14 protein-coding genes are annotated in these 13,087 nt (G+C 39.8%); 4 read left to right on the top strand and 10 right to left on the bottom strand.

Features of this window, described 5'->3' with window-relative positions; translation table 11 throughout:
- Positions 1 to 5: 5 nt before the first annotated feature.
- Positions 6 to 1,586, bottom strand: a complete 1,581-nt coding sequence (locus tag BMX30_RS11115) for an NAD(P)H-hydrate dehydratase (protein WP_170843853.1) — start codon at positions 1,584 to 1,586, stop codon at positions 6 to 8.
- 241 nt (positions 1,587 to 1,827) lie between these two features.
- On the opposite strand from BMX30_RS11115, the gene BMX30_RS23535 reads away from it, so the two are divergent.
- A complete protein-coding gene (locus BMX30_RS23535) occupies positions 1,828 to 2,004 on the top strand; it encodes an SE1832 family protein (protein ID WP_170843852.1) in 177 nt (58 codons plus the stop codon).
- A gap of 33 nt (positions 2,005 to 2,037) precedes the next feature.
- On the opposite strand, the gene BMX30_RS11110 is transcribed toward BMX30_RS23535, so the two are convergent.
- The 3 genes from BMX30_RS11110 to BMX30_RS11100 form a co-directional block, all read right to left on the bottom strand.
- Positions 2,038 to 2,646, bottom strand: a complete 609-nt coding sequence (locus BMX30_RS11110) for a methyltransferase (RefSeq protein ID WP_090745134.1) — start codon at positions 2,644 to 2,646, stop codon at positions 2,038 to 2,040.
- Positions 2,647 to 2,909: 263 nt separating this feature from the next.
- The gene (locus BMX30_RS23530; protein ID WP_170843851.1) at positions 2,910 to 3,062 is read right to left on the bottom strand and encodes a hypothetical protein; all 153 of its coding nucleotides are present in this window, start codon (positions 3,060 to 3,062) and stop codon (positions 2,910 to 2,912) included.
- 205 nt (positions 3,063 to 3,267) lie between these two features.
- Positions 3,268 to 4,224, bottom strand: a complete 957-nt coding sequence (locus tag BMX30_RS11100; protein ID WP_090745128.1) for a ketopantoate reductase family protein — start codon at positions 4,222 to 4,224, stop codon at positions 3,268 to 3,270.
- Between the two features lie 207 nt (positions 4,225 to 4,431).
- On the opposite strand from BMX30_RS11100, the gene BMX30_RS11095 reads away from it, so the two are divergent.
- Complete coding sequence (locus tag BMX30_RS11095) at positions 4,432 to 4,734, top strand: DUF5634 family protein (RefSeq protein WP_090745125.1); 303 nt, start codon at positions 4,432 to 4,434, stop codon at positions 4,732 to 4,734.
- Positions 4,735 to 5,087: 353 nt separating this feature from the next.
- Positions 5,088 to 5,582: a L,D-transpeptidase family protein gene (locus tag BMX30_RS11090; protein ID WP_090745615.1), complete on the top strand. Its 495-nt coding sequence runs from the start codon at positions 5,088 to 5,090 to the stop codon at positions 5,580 to 5,582.
- Positions 5,583 to 5,704: 122 nt separating this feature from the next.
- Here BMX30_RS11090 and BMX30_RS11085 read toward each other — a convergent pair whose 3' ends face one another.
- Together BMX30_RS11085 and BMX30_RS11080 are read right to left on the bottom strand one after the other, a co-directional pair.
- Complete coding sequence (locus tag BMX30_RS11085; protein ID WP_090745122.1) at positions 5,705 to 6,388, bottom strand: Na-translocating system protein MpsC family protein; 684 nt, start codon at positions 6,386 to 6,388, stop codon at positions 5,705 to 5,707.
- Between the two features lie 386 nt (positions 6,389 to 6,774).
- Positions 6,775 to 7,161 (bottom strand): PAS domain-containing protein, encoded by a 387-nt coding sequence (locus BMX30_RS11080; RefSeq protein ID WP_090745119.1) that lies wholly within the window; start codon positions 7,159 to 7,161, stop codon positions 6,775 to 6,777.
- A gap of 629 nt (positions 7,162 to 7,790) precedes the next feature.
- Here BMX30_RS11080 and BMX30_RS11075 point away from each other — a divergent pair.
- Complete coding sequence (locus BMX30_RS11075; RefSeq protein WP_090745116.1) at positions 7,791 to 8,147, top strand: response regulator transcription factor; 357 nt, start codon at positions 7,791 to 7,793, stop codon at positions 8,145 to 8,147.
- A gap of 69 nt (positions 8,148 to 8,216) precedes the next feature.
- On the opposite strand, the gene BMX30_RS11070 is transcribed toward BMX30_RS11075, so the two are convergent.
- From BMX30_RS11070 to BMX30_RS11055, 4 genes are all read right to left on the bottom strand, one after another.
- A complete protein-coding gene (locus tag BMX30_RS11070; RefSeq protein ID WP_090745114.1) occupies positions 8,217 to 8,933 on the bottom strand; it encodes a LutC/YkgG family protein in 717 nt (238 codons plus the stop codon).
- Positions 8,933 to 10,360 (bottom strand): LutB/LldF family L-lactate oxidation iron-sulfur protein, encoded by a 1,428-nt coding sequence (locus BMX30_RS11065; protein ID WP_090745112.1) that lies wholly within the window; start codon positions 10,358 to 10,360, stop codon positions 8,933 to 8,935. Before BMX30_RS11065 ends, BMX30_RS11070 begins: the two co-directional genes overlap by 1 nt.
- A 16-nt stretch (positions 10,361 to 10,376) precedes the next feature.
- Positions 10,377 to 11,096 carry a (Fe-S)-binding protein gene (locus tag BMX30_RS11060; RefSeq protein ID WP_090745108.1) on the bottom strand — a complete coding sequence of 240 codons (720 nt, stop codon included), beginning with the start codon at positions 11,094 to 11,096 and terminating at the stop codon, positions 10,377 to 10,379.
- A 166-nt stretch (positions 11,097 to 11,262) separates the two neighbouring features.
- The gene (locus BMX30_RS11055; RefSeq protein WP_090745105.1) at positions 11,263 to 13,047 is read right to left on the bottom strand and encodes an L-lactate permease; all 1,785 of its coding nucleotides are present in this window, start codon (positions 13,045 to 13,047) and stop codon (positions 11,263 to 11,265) included.
- Positions 13,048 to 13,087: the final 40 nt, after the last annotated feature.

The raw sequence follows: 13,087 nt of genomic DNA, 5'->3' as shown, positions 1-13,087 counted from the left end.
TAACATTATTTCTGCTCCTGTTTGGAGGAGCACATTAATAAGTTTAACAAATTTTTTACACCATCGATAATATCAACTGGCATTACGCCGTAGTTGGATAAGACTTCTGCGCAATTTTCTCCTGACCTGGCATGGAGAAAACTTGCAGCTAGGACTGCTTGTACTGGTAATGCTCCTTGAGCGAGAAAGGAGGCGATTAAACCTGTTAGGACATCACCACTTCCACCCTTACCAAGAGCATCATTCCCATGAGGGTTTATAAAGATATCTCCCTCTGGTGTCGCGATGATTGAACGGTGTCCCTTTAATAGTAGCAACACATGATAGTCCTGCGCAAACTTCCGAGCAGTTTCTAGTCGATTTTCCTCTACTTCCTTTACCGTTTTATTAATTAAACTTGCCATTTCACCAGGGTGAGGGGTGAATATGACTGGCCCTTCATACCCTCGAATCATCTCAAGATCGTTTCGAAGCAAATATAACGCATCCGCATCGACTACTAATGGTTGGTCAGTGAGTGTTCCTATCAATTCTCTTACCCATTGTTCCCCATCAGCGAACCTCCCCATCCCCGGACCTAACGCAATGCTGTCAAATTGCTGAATTCTCGGGGCAAATTCTGCCACCGCATCTTTGGAGAAATGGCCGTTAGTTTCTGATAGTGGTAAAAATAACGCCTCTGGCAATTGTGTTGCCGCCATCGGGTAGATATTTTCTGGAACGCATAAGGTGACAAGACCGGCACCACTATTCAATGCAGCCTTAGCCGTAAAAATCGGAGCGCCAACATACGAGCCTGATCCTCCAATGACAAGCGCATGACCAAATGTCCCTTTATGACCGTACGGAGGCCGCTTTGGGATTGATTTTTTCACAAGAGACTCTGTGATTATCTGCGGTAGTTGGAGGTGAAGATTATCAACAATCGATGGTGGTACAGAGATATCCACAGCTTTCCACTCGCCGATAAATTTGGGGCCGTCCTGTAAAAAGAAGCCTTTCTTCGGAAATACAAAAGTGACGGTCTTTGTCGCTTTGATTGCTGTCTCTTCTATTACTTTACCATCGTCACTGTTCACACCAGAAGGGATGTCAACTGATATCACGGTTGGCTGGTGTTGAAGCTCATTAACCATTCTGATGACTGATTTAAAAGGTTCCCGAACAGCCCCCTTTACCCCTTTTACCCCTGTGCCAAGAATGGCATCAACAATGATCTCAGCTTCAATCAGGTGTTTTGGTAAGTCTTCCAAATCACCTAGATTAAATAATGGAAGACCGCGATTAAGGTAAACATCAAATTGACATTTTGCATCGCCTTTTAGCTTTTCAGGCTCAACCAAAAGCCAAAGATATGGCTCCCAACCTAAATCAACTAATCTTCTAGCAATGACAAAGCCATCCCCACCGTTATTTCCACCACCAGCCAATATCACTACCTTTGCTTTTTTACCCGGTGAGCACGTCAGAATCTCCTCAACAATCCTTGCCCCTGCATTTTCCATTAACACAACACCCGGTAGTCCAAGCTTATCCATCGTGTACCTGTCCATTTGTTGCATGTCGGTTTGTCCAGCTGTGAACATGGCCATACCCTCCTATACTTGTTTATTTTTATTATGCCTTTGGGAATTTGGGATGATTGGGACTAAAAGATGGATCCTAATTATTAATCCACCTATTTAAACTGAAAACCCAATACTATCCAATAAGGTTTTTACTTAGCTTCAACTACTGGCTGGCCTTATCAGGAGGCTTGCTTTTTTATAACCATTTCTTTTCAATGTTATAATAGAAAGAAATTTATTAGAAGAATGGAGCCAAGAAATGAATAAAAAAGACATTGAATACCAAATTGCCGAACTAAAAGCCGAATACATCCGTCTCCAACATGATTTGGAAAAATTAGAGTATGTGGATGGCAAACTTTCGCCGCTTGAAAAACAAATTGCTGGGATTGAAAGTGAATTAGCATCCCTTAATCAAAAACTACGTGAATTGTAGACAGTAAAAGGCACCTCAATTATGAAGTGCCTTTTACAATGGAAAGCGATAGATTAGAAATCTCTCGTTTTGATTTTTTTCATAGACTATCGGCAGAATGACTTCCTGTTTTAATTCAAAAATACTTTGATTTTCTAAGAAATAGATATAATCTTCTGATGGATAGTATAAGACAATCTCGACATCACGTGGATGATTCTCTACTGAGACCATCAGATTGTGAATGATTTTTTTAAAGATATGAATGGAAAATGGATTAAAGAAGTAAAAGCGATTATCCAAACAATGAATTGGATACTCTTCCGCGAGACAGTTAATAAATTCAAGTTTCCTTTTGCTTTTTGTGATTTTAACTAAATATCTTTCTTTATTATCGATTGCGTCACGGTAAAATTGCTCGTTCATTTCGATACCTATAACAGACGCTTGATAAAAATAATGAATAAAAAAGTTTAATCGGCCTTTTCCGCTTCCGAAATCCACAATCCGGTCACTGCTTTTCACTTCATAATTATGAAACAGCTCTTCAAGGGCACTATATGGTGTGGGTTCATAAGGATGATAATGTGTCGATTGATCAAACTCCTTCTTTCCCTCTCCTGTTTTGATGTTCAGCAATTTATCATAATAATATTCCTTCATTGAAGTTGCTCCTAACGCGCGTTCTGGTTGCTTGAGATAAGAGTACACGAAATTAGCGTTCAAAAAAAGCTTCATTCCAGGTTTATTTCGTACATAATCTATTTTAAAAATTGATATGCATTGATTCTAGCCAGTTATTAATCGTTTCTAAGCCGTTATGCATCGATTCTAGCAGATTATAGATTGATTCTCCTCAGTTATTGAAAAAATGGTGACAGAGTGATGTCGCCCTGCAACTTTTCTCACAAAAAAAAGAGGAGGAATCACCCCATTAAGATGACTTCTCCTCTGTTTTTATAGTCAATTCCATTATCATCACTAGTTTGTGCTTGGTGCCCAAGCAGGTAACTTAAGTATGTTTGTAGCTCAAATTGGTTATGATTCACAAAATCTATTAAATTCTTTTGCTTGTTCATTTTTATCCCGCCCCTTATTCTCTTCTTACCTATATCCTTCCCCACCTAGAACTCTTTTATTCATAAAAATTATAAAAATCTCATTCATTTATAAAAGAATTTTTTCTATTTTATGTTTAAACTCTATCAAAATTGTTTAACATAATAACGTATTCCCCCTTTATTAAAAGGCATCTGCCATCAGGCAGGTGCCTCCTTTTTTGAGCTACGTTAATCGTGGTTGTCCTGCGTAGTTGGTGTCGTACTGGCTTTCTATTGATTTAATTCGATTGTAGAGTTCTCTATTTACAGGAGTAGGGATTCGGTGTTTTTCTCCTAGCCTCAAAACCGTTCCAGAGAATAATTCTACCTCGCTTAATCGTTTCGCTTCCAAGTCTTGCGCCATAGACGGTTTCCCCTCTGGACTCAAAGTGTTCAGCACATTTAACCAATAAAGGATGTCCTCTTCGTTTAAATCAATCTCTTCTTTCTGAGAGAGAACCATCACCTCTCTCATCGCGGCTATCATCATTTCCCGAGCTTGTCCCTCTCTCTGAATCTCTTCGTAATTGCTCCCAAACACCGCAACCGTTTGATTCACTCCGACATTCAACATAAACTTACTCCACAGTCGCCTATACATATCAGGAACCACTTCATAAGGGAATTCAGTATGCTCAAAGAAATTCACAACTCTCCGAACCTTTTCTGTGTTGTTCAACTCAGATGATCGCTCACCGAAACAAAGCATCCCCATATTCTCATAAGTCAGTTCATTCCCAACTTTAACGGCATCCATTCCTTGAGCAACACAGTACAGGAGTTTATCCATTCCGTAGGTTTCACCAATGATCGCTTCGCTAGTAATTCCATTCAAGGCAGATAAAATAATTGTGTTTTCACCTACATGGTTCTTTACTGCGTCAATTGCCTCGGTTAACCCTTCATTTTTAACCGTGAAAATCAGCAGGTCTGCTGGCTCACACCTTTCTTCAGGTGTAATATAGTTAAAATCACAGCGTTCCCCATTACAAAAAACATCCTCACTTTTGTATCTCACCACTCGCTTCTGATCAGCAATAATCCTTAGATTCTCTCTTGGCATCTTTTTCGATAAATGATGTCCAACTAAAATCCCTAAAGCACCTAGTCCAATAATTGAAACTGTTTTTATCTCCATCATCTAGTTCCCTTCGCCATTGATATACTGTTGATTTTATACATAAATGCCTTGGTCTGTCACTGACTGAAGATTGTTGGAAATAGTCGATTGTTAGCAACCTCACTTAATTGAGTTCATAAATCTCAATCAAAATTGTGCGTAAATGTTTATTTAAAACAAATATAGACATATTAAAGGATAGGGTTTTTGAGGAAAGGAGGGAAATCAATGGATATTTCATCACGTGAAGAAATTTTAAATGATTTACAACGGTCGTTTGAAACATACATGAATCAGTTTAACCTTGATGATATTGGTATTTACGAGGAACAAGGTCAGGGAAACACTTACTATATCGGCTATACGGTTAAAAAAGATGGAAGAACCTATCACATTCATACTCCATATCATCAAAATGAACATGGAGGATTTACTAGCGGAAAAAAGGAATGGACGGTCGAACCTGATGACCCAAACAAGGAAGATTTAAGTGGTTATGATGACTTAGAAAGCGTCTTACGCGACATCTAAGTTTTGTTAATAGTTCCTTCCCTAAACAAGAGCGAAACCTTTAGCTATAAAAAGTTTTAGCTAAAGGTTTTTATTTCTCCTCTTCATCCTTTTTACAAAATCTACTGCTTCCTATATTCCTCTATAACCCTGACGAAGAATTTAATTGTTGGGAGGGCATCATCTTCCTACACCTATGAAGATGATTTCAGCATTTTCATAGGGTTTTCATCTTCATCACCCTCATGAAGATAATTTCCCTGGCCTTCTCAATGAGATTTCACCTTCAACAAGCCTATGAAGCTGAAACTATATCCGTGCCCTTAACATAAAATGCACTGTAACAATTAAACCAATCATTGGAGGTGTTTACACTGATTCATACGGTGAAATCAGGTGAAACCTTAAACCAAATTGCAAGGGATTATCGGACACCAATTGCTACCATCATCAGGGCAAATCCTTCTATCAATCCGAATGTGATCTATCCAGGACAATCCATCGTAATCCCAGGTTTCCCTTCTCCCCATACCATTCCATACCGAATTGAAGTTTCCGTCAGCAACCGCCAACTCAAATTGTTCAAAGACGGTGTCCTGCAAAAGCAATACCCCATTGCCGTTGGCAGAATCCTGCATGGTACACCAACTGGAACATTTATTATCATTAATAAAGCCCCTAACCCTGGGGGACCGTTCGGAACGATGTGGATGAGTTTATCCAAAGAACATTATGGGATTCACGGTACAAATGACCCCAGCTCGATTGGCAAAGCCGTTTCAAAAGGATGTATTCGAATGTACAATCGAGATGTAGAGGAACTAGCTAGGCTCATTCCTATAGGTACAGCAGTAGTTATTCGACCCTAAATTCCCCTGCAATCGGGAACCACTCTCTTATTCATAGAAAATAGCCCAGCAAAGATAACTGGGCTTATTTTCGGTTATGTATTTTTTGCATCTCCCCGTCTAGGAGCAATTGATTCTATGTCTCATTGTAAACTGAACACAATAATGGATCGATCTTTTTCATAATCCCAAATGATGAACAAATCCTCAACTTCTCGGTTAAAAACCAATTTCAGTTGGTCCTTTTGGCTTTTTAAAAATGTTTTCATTTCCCTAGAATGTTCTAGTAAAATATCTGAATATCCTTGTCGGAATAGATAACGGTCCATCGACAGCAAGACTTCCCTGCATTCAACAACACAGACACTTTGATTCCATTTAAGGATTTCAAACCGCTCAGGGGTTTTATGTACTTTAGAGATAATCCTCCCCATGACCTCAAATAGACCCTTTTCAAAATAAACTTCTTTATGGTCGGTTGATTGAATATCGTTGGACTCTATGATAAAAATGCCTTTATTCGTATCATAATTCCAATCATGAAAACAAGAATGAAATTTCAACCCTAAAGTTTTCGAGGCTTCATTGATAAACTCTTTACAGATGACATTAATGACAGATGCTCGAAAATTATTTGCCATATTCACTTGATTGTTTGCTACTAACACTTCCTCAGCGGGTGTCATAAAATTACCAATATAAATAAATAGCCTGTTATCTTGCGAAACCACATAACAAGTTTCAGGCCCCTTCCCGAACCTGCTTTTTAATGTTTTGCTGAACCTACTACTAAGATAAAGCAAATCATCTTGAGTGGTATAAACCATTGAAATCCTCCTTATATAAACAAAAGCGCAAGCGACTTGGTCAGCCCCGACTGGCTTATGACCCGAGGGGCTAGGCGCTGGAGCTGGATGCAGAAAACGGACACAATTATCCACACCCTTTAACTTTTTAATTTCCTCAACAATAAAAAAAGCCTAACTTCTAAAAAGAAGTTAGGCCACGGTTAAGACGACTATAAGTATAGTTTCTTCCATTTACCAAACAGTATGCTTTGTTTTTACGTTGCAGACGCTTCAACATAGCCTTAAATATAAGAATTATGTATATCGAACAAAATTTTCAATCTTAAAATTCCCAATGACTGCTAGACATTAGACTTAAGTATTTTAACATACTTGTGCATATACATCAAGATTGATAGATTCATCTATTCTTTTATCGTAATATATGTCCCGACATATTCATCCATAAAGTAAATCGGGAAATAGGCAACATTTACTTCTATTGTCCGTCCTGACTGACTAATTAGCTTGCTACGGAAATAATTAAGTGTTTCAGGTGCTCTATCTTTAAAGAATGCTTGATTTTCATCCAGTTCAGTATCAATAAAGAGATCCCTTAACCCCTTTGAAAGCAAATCATCCTTATAACCAGTAAGCTCCTTTGAGCCATGATTAGCATAAACAATTTGTCCTAGTAAATTACAAATTAAACAGGCATCCCTTTTTCGTGATAAGTAAAAGTCTTTATCTTTATTGGAATCGATATATAATTTTAGAAGGTTGTTTATCCGATCATTATCAAGTTTACCCATAGGATAGCATCCTCCGCTCTTTATAAATGTAAGGCTATCTTAACTTGGCTGTTGATTTCCGCTCCAGGCACTTCGCTTTCCGCGGGCAGTCCGGGAGCCTCCTCGTCGCTTTGCTCCTGCGGGGTCTCCCTAGGCCTTGCACTCCCGCAGGACATTGAACAGCATCCTTGAATATGCCCACGCACGAGAAAATGTAGTTTGTTTTCGAGGAGTCTTCGTGCCTTCCTCTCCAATCAACCTGCTCTAAATCAACATTGACCTATAACACAGCCAAATGTAAAAAAGCCAAAATAAGAGTAGAAAAAGACATTTTCTAAACTCTTACTTTGGCTTTAATTTCTAGCTTATCTATCTAGATAATCATTTCCAATTATATTCATAATCATTTAAACTTTAATCATCACTCGTAAAAAAATCGGGAGCTTGTCTCTCCTAATTCTATCATTAATAATAACCTTATCTTAATAACTATTCAATCCCAAAAGTAACAGAGGCATTTTACTATTGTGAGTTCATATATTCTAAAGCATGTCTATAAAAATATTCTAAAACATATTATCTATTTTTTATAGGAAAAACCTACGCTAATGTCGAAGTAAACAATTTAAAGGAAATTTTGGAGGTTTAATATGAGTTTGAAGATACTTATTGTCGAGGATGAGAGTAGGATAAGTCACTTACTAAGTATGTACTTAAAAAGGGAATCCTTTCATGTCGACGTTGCAGATAATGGTGACGATGGATTAACCAAAGCCCTTGATGAGGACTATGACACCATCATTCTAGATGTATTTATGCCAGGAAAGGATGGGTTTATGGTGTTAGAGGGAATCAGGCAGCATAAAAATACACCTGTGATAATGTTATCCGCCCAAAGTGGGGAGTTCGATCAAAGCAAGGGCTTCGATTTAGGGGCAAATGCGTTTATCTCTAAACCGTTTAGTCCTAGTGAAGTTGTTTCTAAAGTGAAAGAAATCTTGGCATAAAGAAAACACACAGAACAACCAGTAAGAGTTGCTCTGTGTGTTTTCGCCAATTTCTTCGTTCTATAGAGCTTACTTATCATCAACGATAATATAAGTCGCCTTGACAGGTCCGTGTACACCCACGATTAAATTCATTTCTATATCCGCACTATTACTCGGTCCAGAAATAAAATTCACACAAGAAGGAACCATATCACCTTTTTCGACTTTACGATGGATTTCCGTCGCTACCTGCGTCATCCTTGGAACAATAGTGCTTTTGGGGATAATTGCAAGATATACAGCTGGAAGAAGACTTACTGCACGTCCCTTGCCTTTATCACTGTATAAAACGACTGTCCCGGATTCTGCTAAAGTGGCATCACTAAAGGTTATCCCGATATCAGCAGTTGCTGAGAAAGCCAGATTCTCTTCTGCACCCTCTCGATCCCAAGTATGCACCGTAACTTGTTCGTTACTTAACTCTTCATCGAGGTCGTTTAGTCCGAACTCCTCAAAACGCGGATCATCCCAAGTAACAACCGTTTTGGCACCGTACTCTTTAATTAAATGTGTAATCAGGGTGGAAAGCTCTGAAGAAACGGTTTCATGGATATCCGTGTGAATCAGCTTGCATTGCTTTTTCAGTACTTCCACAAGATCATCCTGTGAGGCACCTTTAAGCACTTCCCATTGGGGCTGATGAGTCCAATTAGGCTTCTCCACATGGTGACGGCGCTCTCTCCCTAGATTTTTGGCCAAGTTATCTAAGAAAGAATTGCGATTGTGCGCTTGACCTACAGCCATCATTCTCCCCTCTCTTTCTTTCTCTTTTTATACAAGTCTCTAAATCTATCTTTCTTTGGAGCAGGGAAATCACGAATTTCTGTCCAGTTTTTCAATGGTCCTGGTCCATCGGATATTTTATCATCCTTAGCAAAAGCACCTAATGCCGTTGGCGCAAGTTTTGATCCAATGTTATACATCGCCGGAGAAGCAGTTCCCATGCTAAATGCTTTCATCGATAGGTTTTCAAAAACAGGTGCTTTTCCCTCTTTTTCAACAATTTCCTGCCGGTGACGTAGCAAATGCTCATGTAAAGGAATCTTCACAGGACAAGCTTCTGTACAGGCTGCACATAACGTCGATGCATACGGTAACTCTTTATACTCCTCATACCCTCCAAGAAGTGGCGATAATACTGCACCAACAGGACCGGGATAAATGGAACCGTACGAATGTCCACCAACATGACGATATACTGGACATACATTAATACAGGCTGCACAACGGATGCAATGGAGAATCGATTGGAAAGCTGTTCCTAGAATTTTTGAACGTCCATTATCTACAACCACAAGATGGAATTCCTCTGGTCCATCCACTTCGCCCTCTTGCTTTGGACCAGTTAAGGCGGTAATGTAACTTGTTAACTTTTGCCCTACTGCCGCACGAGTCAACAAACTAACAAGGACCTCCATCTCCTCCCATGTTGGGACAATGCGCTCCATTCCCATCACAGTAATCTGTGTCTTTGGAATCGTAGTTACCATTCGTGCATTTCCTTCATTGGTCACGAGTGAGATGGTACCTGACTCTGCGATAGCAAAGTTACAGCCTGTAATTCCGATATCAGCCTGTAAGAATTCCTCACGAAGTTTCTCCCGTGCAAACAACGCTAATTCCTCAGGCTTTTCCGTCTTGTCATAACCAAGTTTATCCCTGAATACATCCCGAATTTGTTCTTTATTTTTATGAAGAGCAGGGGTAACAATATGCGATGGCGGGTCATGATCATCGACTTGTAGAATCCATTCTCCAAGATCACTTTCAATGACTTCGCAGCCGGCTTTTTCCAATGCTTCGTTCATATTGATTTCTTCTGTTACCATCGATTTGGACTTAACAACCTTTTTGCCATTTTTCTGCTTTACAACATTGGTGATATAATCATTTGCCTCTTCTGCCGTTTCCGCGAAAAAAACATGTCCACCCCGTTTTGTAACATTTTCACTTAAAAGCTCCAGGTAATAATCCAAGTTTTCAATCGTATGGGAACGAATTTCCTCACCAAGCTTGCGCCAGTCTTCCCAATTGCCCAATTCCTCGGCAGCATTTAAGCGTCCACTGCGAAACCGTCCCTGTGCAGAGGATACAGCTCCTCGCATAAATTTATCGTCAATGCCATCCGAAACACGTTCCTTAAAGGGTTTATCCCCGATTTTCATCGCCATTATCTTACTTCCTCCTTTACGATCTGCTGTTCAATACAGAGGCTATATGCATCACTTTGATTGGCTTCTCTTTACGATCAATTCGCCCACCTATGTTCATTAAGCAACCGCAATCTGCCCCAATTAATATATGGGCTCCTGAATCTTCAACACTCTGAACCTTCTCATCTACCATCTGCTCAGAGATAGACGTCATTTTTACTGAGAACGTCCCACCGAAGCCGCAGCAATTATAATTATGTGGGAGCGGTTTCATTTCCAAACCTTCAACATTGCTTAAAAGTTTCATTGGAGCTTCCGTTACTCCTAGCAGCCTGGTCATATGACAGGAAGTATGGTAAGTGGCCGTTCCATTTAGCTTTGCACCTACGTCCTCTACTCCTAAAACATCCACGATAAATTGGGTAAGTTCATAGGTCTTGTCAGCTAATTTCTTTGCACGCTCTTCCCATTCAGGGTCACCTTTAAAAATATGTGGATATTCCCTAAACATCGTTCCACATGAACCCGACGGTGTGACAACATAATCAGAGTGCTCAAAAACTTTAATCATATGTTTCATTGATTCTTTTGCTTTATCTACATAGCCGCTATTATAGGCTGGCTGGCCACAGCAGGTTTGCTTTTCTGGAAAATCAACCTCGCATCCAAGCTTTTCGAGCAATTCCACTGTATCTAAGCCTACATCCGTCTGAAAAATATCTATTAAACAGGTTACAAATAATGATACCTTCATAGACCTCACCTTTTCTTTCAATAATTTGATTTTTATGTTTTCGATTATTCACTCACTGAGATGATAGTTACAGTGTAAATCTTTATACCAACCTAGTCAACAGGTCATCTGATGACTTACACATAAACTCAGCAAGCCCCCATATGGGAGCCTGCCTACTTTTCAATTATGCTGATTTCTTTAATTGCTCAACTTCTATTCTGTTTTGCTTTTGTCCCTTAACGAGGAGCGTGAGTATAAAGCCCGCAACAACAGCTAGTATAAAGGTTCCGATATTTAAGCCAAATCCATGGATGGCAACGTACCCGATACCACCGGCAAAAATGACATAAAACGTCATCGGAATTAAAGTCTTCCTTATTAGATTTCCTTCTTTGCCAATCAAGCCAGCAGAAGATGAAGCAGCAACAACATTGTGTACACAGATCATATTTCCTGCTGCACCACCTACAGCCTGAAGGGCAACAATCGTAGCCGGAGTTGCTAGAATATTATCCGCTACACCAAATTGGAATAGTGAGAACATCATATTACTAACTGTGTTGCTTCCCGCCGCAAATGCACCAATGGCACCAATGGTAGGAGCCGCTAACGGCCAGTAGCTACCAAAAATATTGGATATCCCTTCAGCCAACGCAAGTGGCATGCTTGCATAATCCGCAGCGTTGATTCCTGAGTTAATAAACACTTGAACCATCGGTACCGCAAAGATTAAGGCAGCCATTGCACTTAAAATCGTTTTAAATGAATCTTTCACAGCACGTCCATACTCTTTCATATTCATCTTAAAAATGAAGATGGATAAAAGAGAAACGAGGATGAAAATGACACCTGGTATATTTAATGGTTTCGATTCAACTGTAATCGCTGTTCCAAACAGGGTTTCAAACTTGACTACCCAGGACTGAATCCAACCTGCAAATGGCAACGTTTTTAAACGGGTTAACACCAATAAAACAGCCACTAGCAAATATGGTAACCATGCAGCCATGAATGAAATCTTTTTCTTTGGCTTTTCAGACTCGTCAACTTTCAGAGAACCTGTCCATGCTGGATCCCACTTCGAGGATTCTTCAAAATCCCATGTTTTCTTAGGGATAAACAATCCCTTTTTCGCTGCCGGTACGACAATGGCTAAGCCGATTAGACCGCCAACCAAGGATGGAAATTCTGGTCCAAGAAGATTTGCTACCAACGCATACGGAACGGTGAAAGCCAAACCTGCGAAAATTGCAAACTTCCAGATTGCCAATCCTTCTGCAATCGATTTATTTTTACCAAAGAAGTATGTAAGCATTGTAACCATAAATAACGGAATAAATATGCCGATAACGCCATGAATTAGAGCAACTTGGCCTCCAATTGCATTTATGTAGGCATCGAAAGTGATGCCTTGCTCAGCGATATAGCTTTCAACCAATGGTGAGTCCTTTAACCCAGAATTTACTCCGATTAGAATAGGCGTTCCTACCGCCCCATAAGAAACCGGTGTAGATTGTAAAATCAAAGCAACCATAACCGCTCCCATTGCAGGGAACCCGATCGCAACTAATAGCGGTCCCACAATTGTAGCAGGCGCTCCCCAACCAGCAGCCCCTTCTAGAAACGATCCAAATAACCAACAAACAATAATCGTTTGAACACGTCGGTCAGGAGAAATACTTGTAAACCCTTTGCGAATCGTGAAAATCGCTCCACTTTCTTTAAGAGTGTTTAATAATAAAATCGCCCCAAATACGATGACTCCTACTTCAAGCGCGGTCACTAATCCTTTTACGCTTGCAGCAGCGATCTGATTACCTGGTACTTCCCAGATAAACATCGCCATTAAAACGGTTACAACCAATGCTACAGGCATAGCGCGCTTTGCCGGCCATCTTAAAATAACTAAAAATAGAAACACAGATACGATAGGTAAGGTGGCTAATAAAGCCAATGTTCCAATACTCAAATTCTCTTCCCCCTCTAGATGAAAGTTCCCAATCCCATTT

It is taken from the genome of Mesobacillus persicus (genome assembly GCF_900109925.1).
Lineage (GTDB): Bacteria > Bacillota > Bacilli > Bacillales > Cytobacillaceae > Mesobacillus_B > Mesobacillus_B persicus.
This window is presented reverse-complemented; position numbering and strand designations above follow the sequence as displayed.

Coding starts and splice junctions, on each gene's coding strand:
- BMX30_RS23530 (WP_170843851.1), bottom strand. CDS start 3,062: ATGAACAAGCAAAAGAATTTAATAGATTTTGTGAATCATAACCAATTT.
- BMX30_RS23535 (WP_170843852.1), top strand. CDS start 1,828: ATGAATAAAAAAGACATTGAATACCAAATTGCCGAACTAAAAGCCGAA.
- BMX30_RS11075 (WP_090745116.1), top strand. CDS start 7,791: ATGAGTTTGAAGATACTTATTGTCGAGGATGAGAGTAGGATAAGTCAC.
- BMX30_RS11065 (WP_090745112.1), bottom strand. CDS start 10,360: ATGGCGATGAAAATCGGGGATAAACCCTTTAAGGAACGTGTTTCGGAT.
- BMX30_RS11070 (WP_090745114.1), bottom strand. CDS start 8,933: ATGGCTGTAGGTCAAGCGCACAATCGCAATTCTTTCTTAGATAACTTG.
- BMX30_RS11100 (WP_090745128.1), bottom strand. CDS start 4,224: ATGATGGAGATAAAAACAGTTTCAATTATTGGACTAGGTGCTTTAGGG.
- BMX30_RS11095 (WP_090745125.1), top strand. CDS start 4,432: ATGGATATTTCATCACGTGAAGAAATTTTAAATGATTTACAACGGTCG.
- BMX30_RS11080 (WP_090745119.1), bottom strand. CDS start 7,161: ATGGGTAAACTTGATAATGATCGGATAAACAACCTTCTAAAATTATAT.
- BMX30_RS11110 (WP_090745134.1), bottom strand. CDS start 2,646: ATGAAGGAATATTATTATGATAAATTGCTGAACATCAAAACAGGAGAG.
- BMX30_RS11060 (WP_090745108.1), bottom strand. CDS start 11,096: ATGAAGGTATCATTATTTGTAACCTGTTTAATAGATATTTTTCAGACG.
- BMX30_RS11085 (WP_090745122.1), bottom strand. CDS start 6,388: ATGGTTTATACCACTCAAGATGATTTGCTTTATCTTAGTAGTAGGTTC.
- BMX30_RS11115 (WP_170843853.1), bottom strand. CDS start 1,586: ATGTTCACAGCTGGACAAACCGACATGCAACAAATGGACAGGTACACG.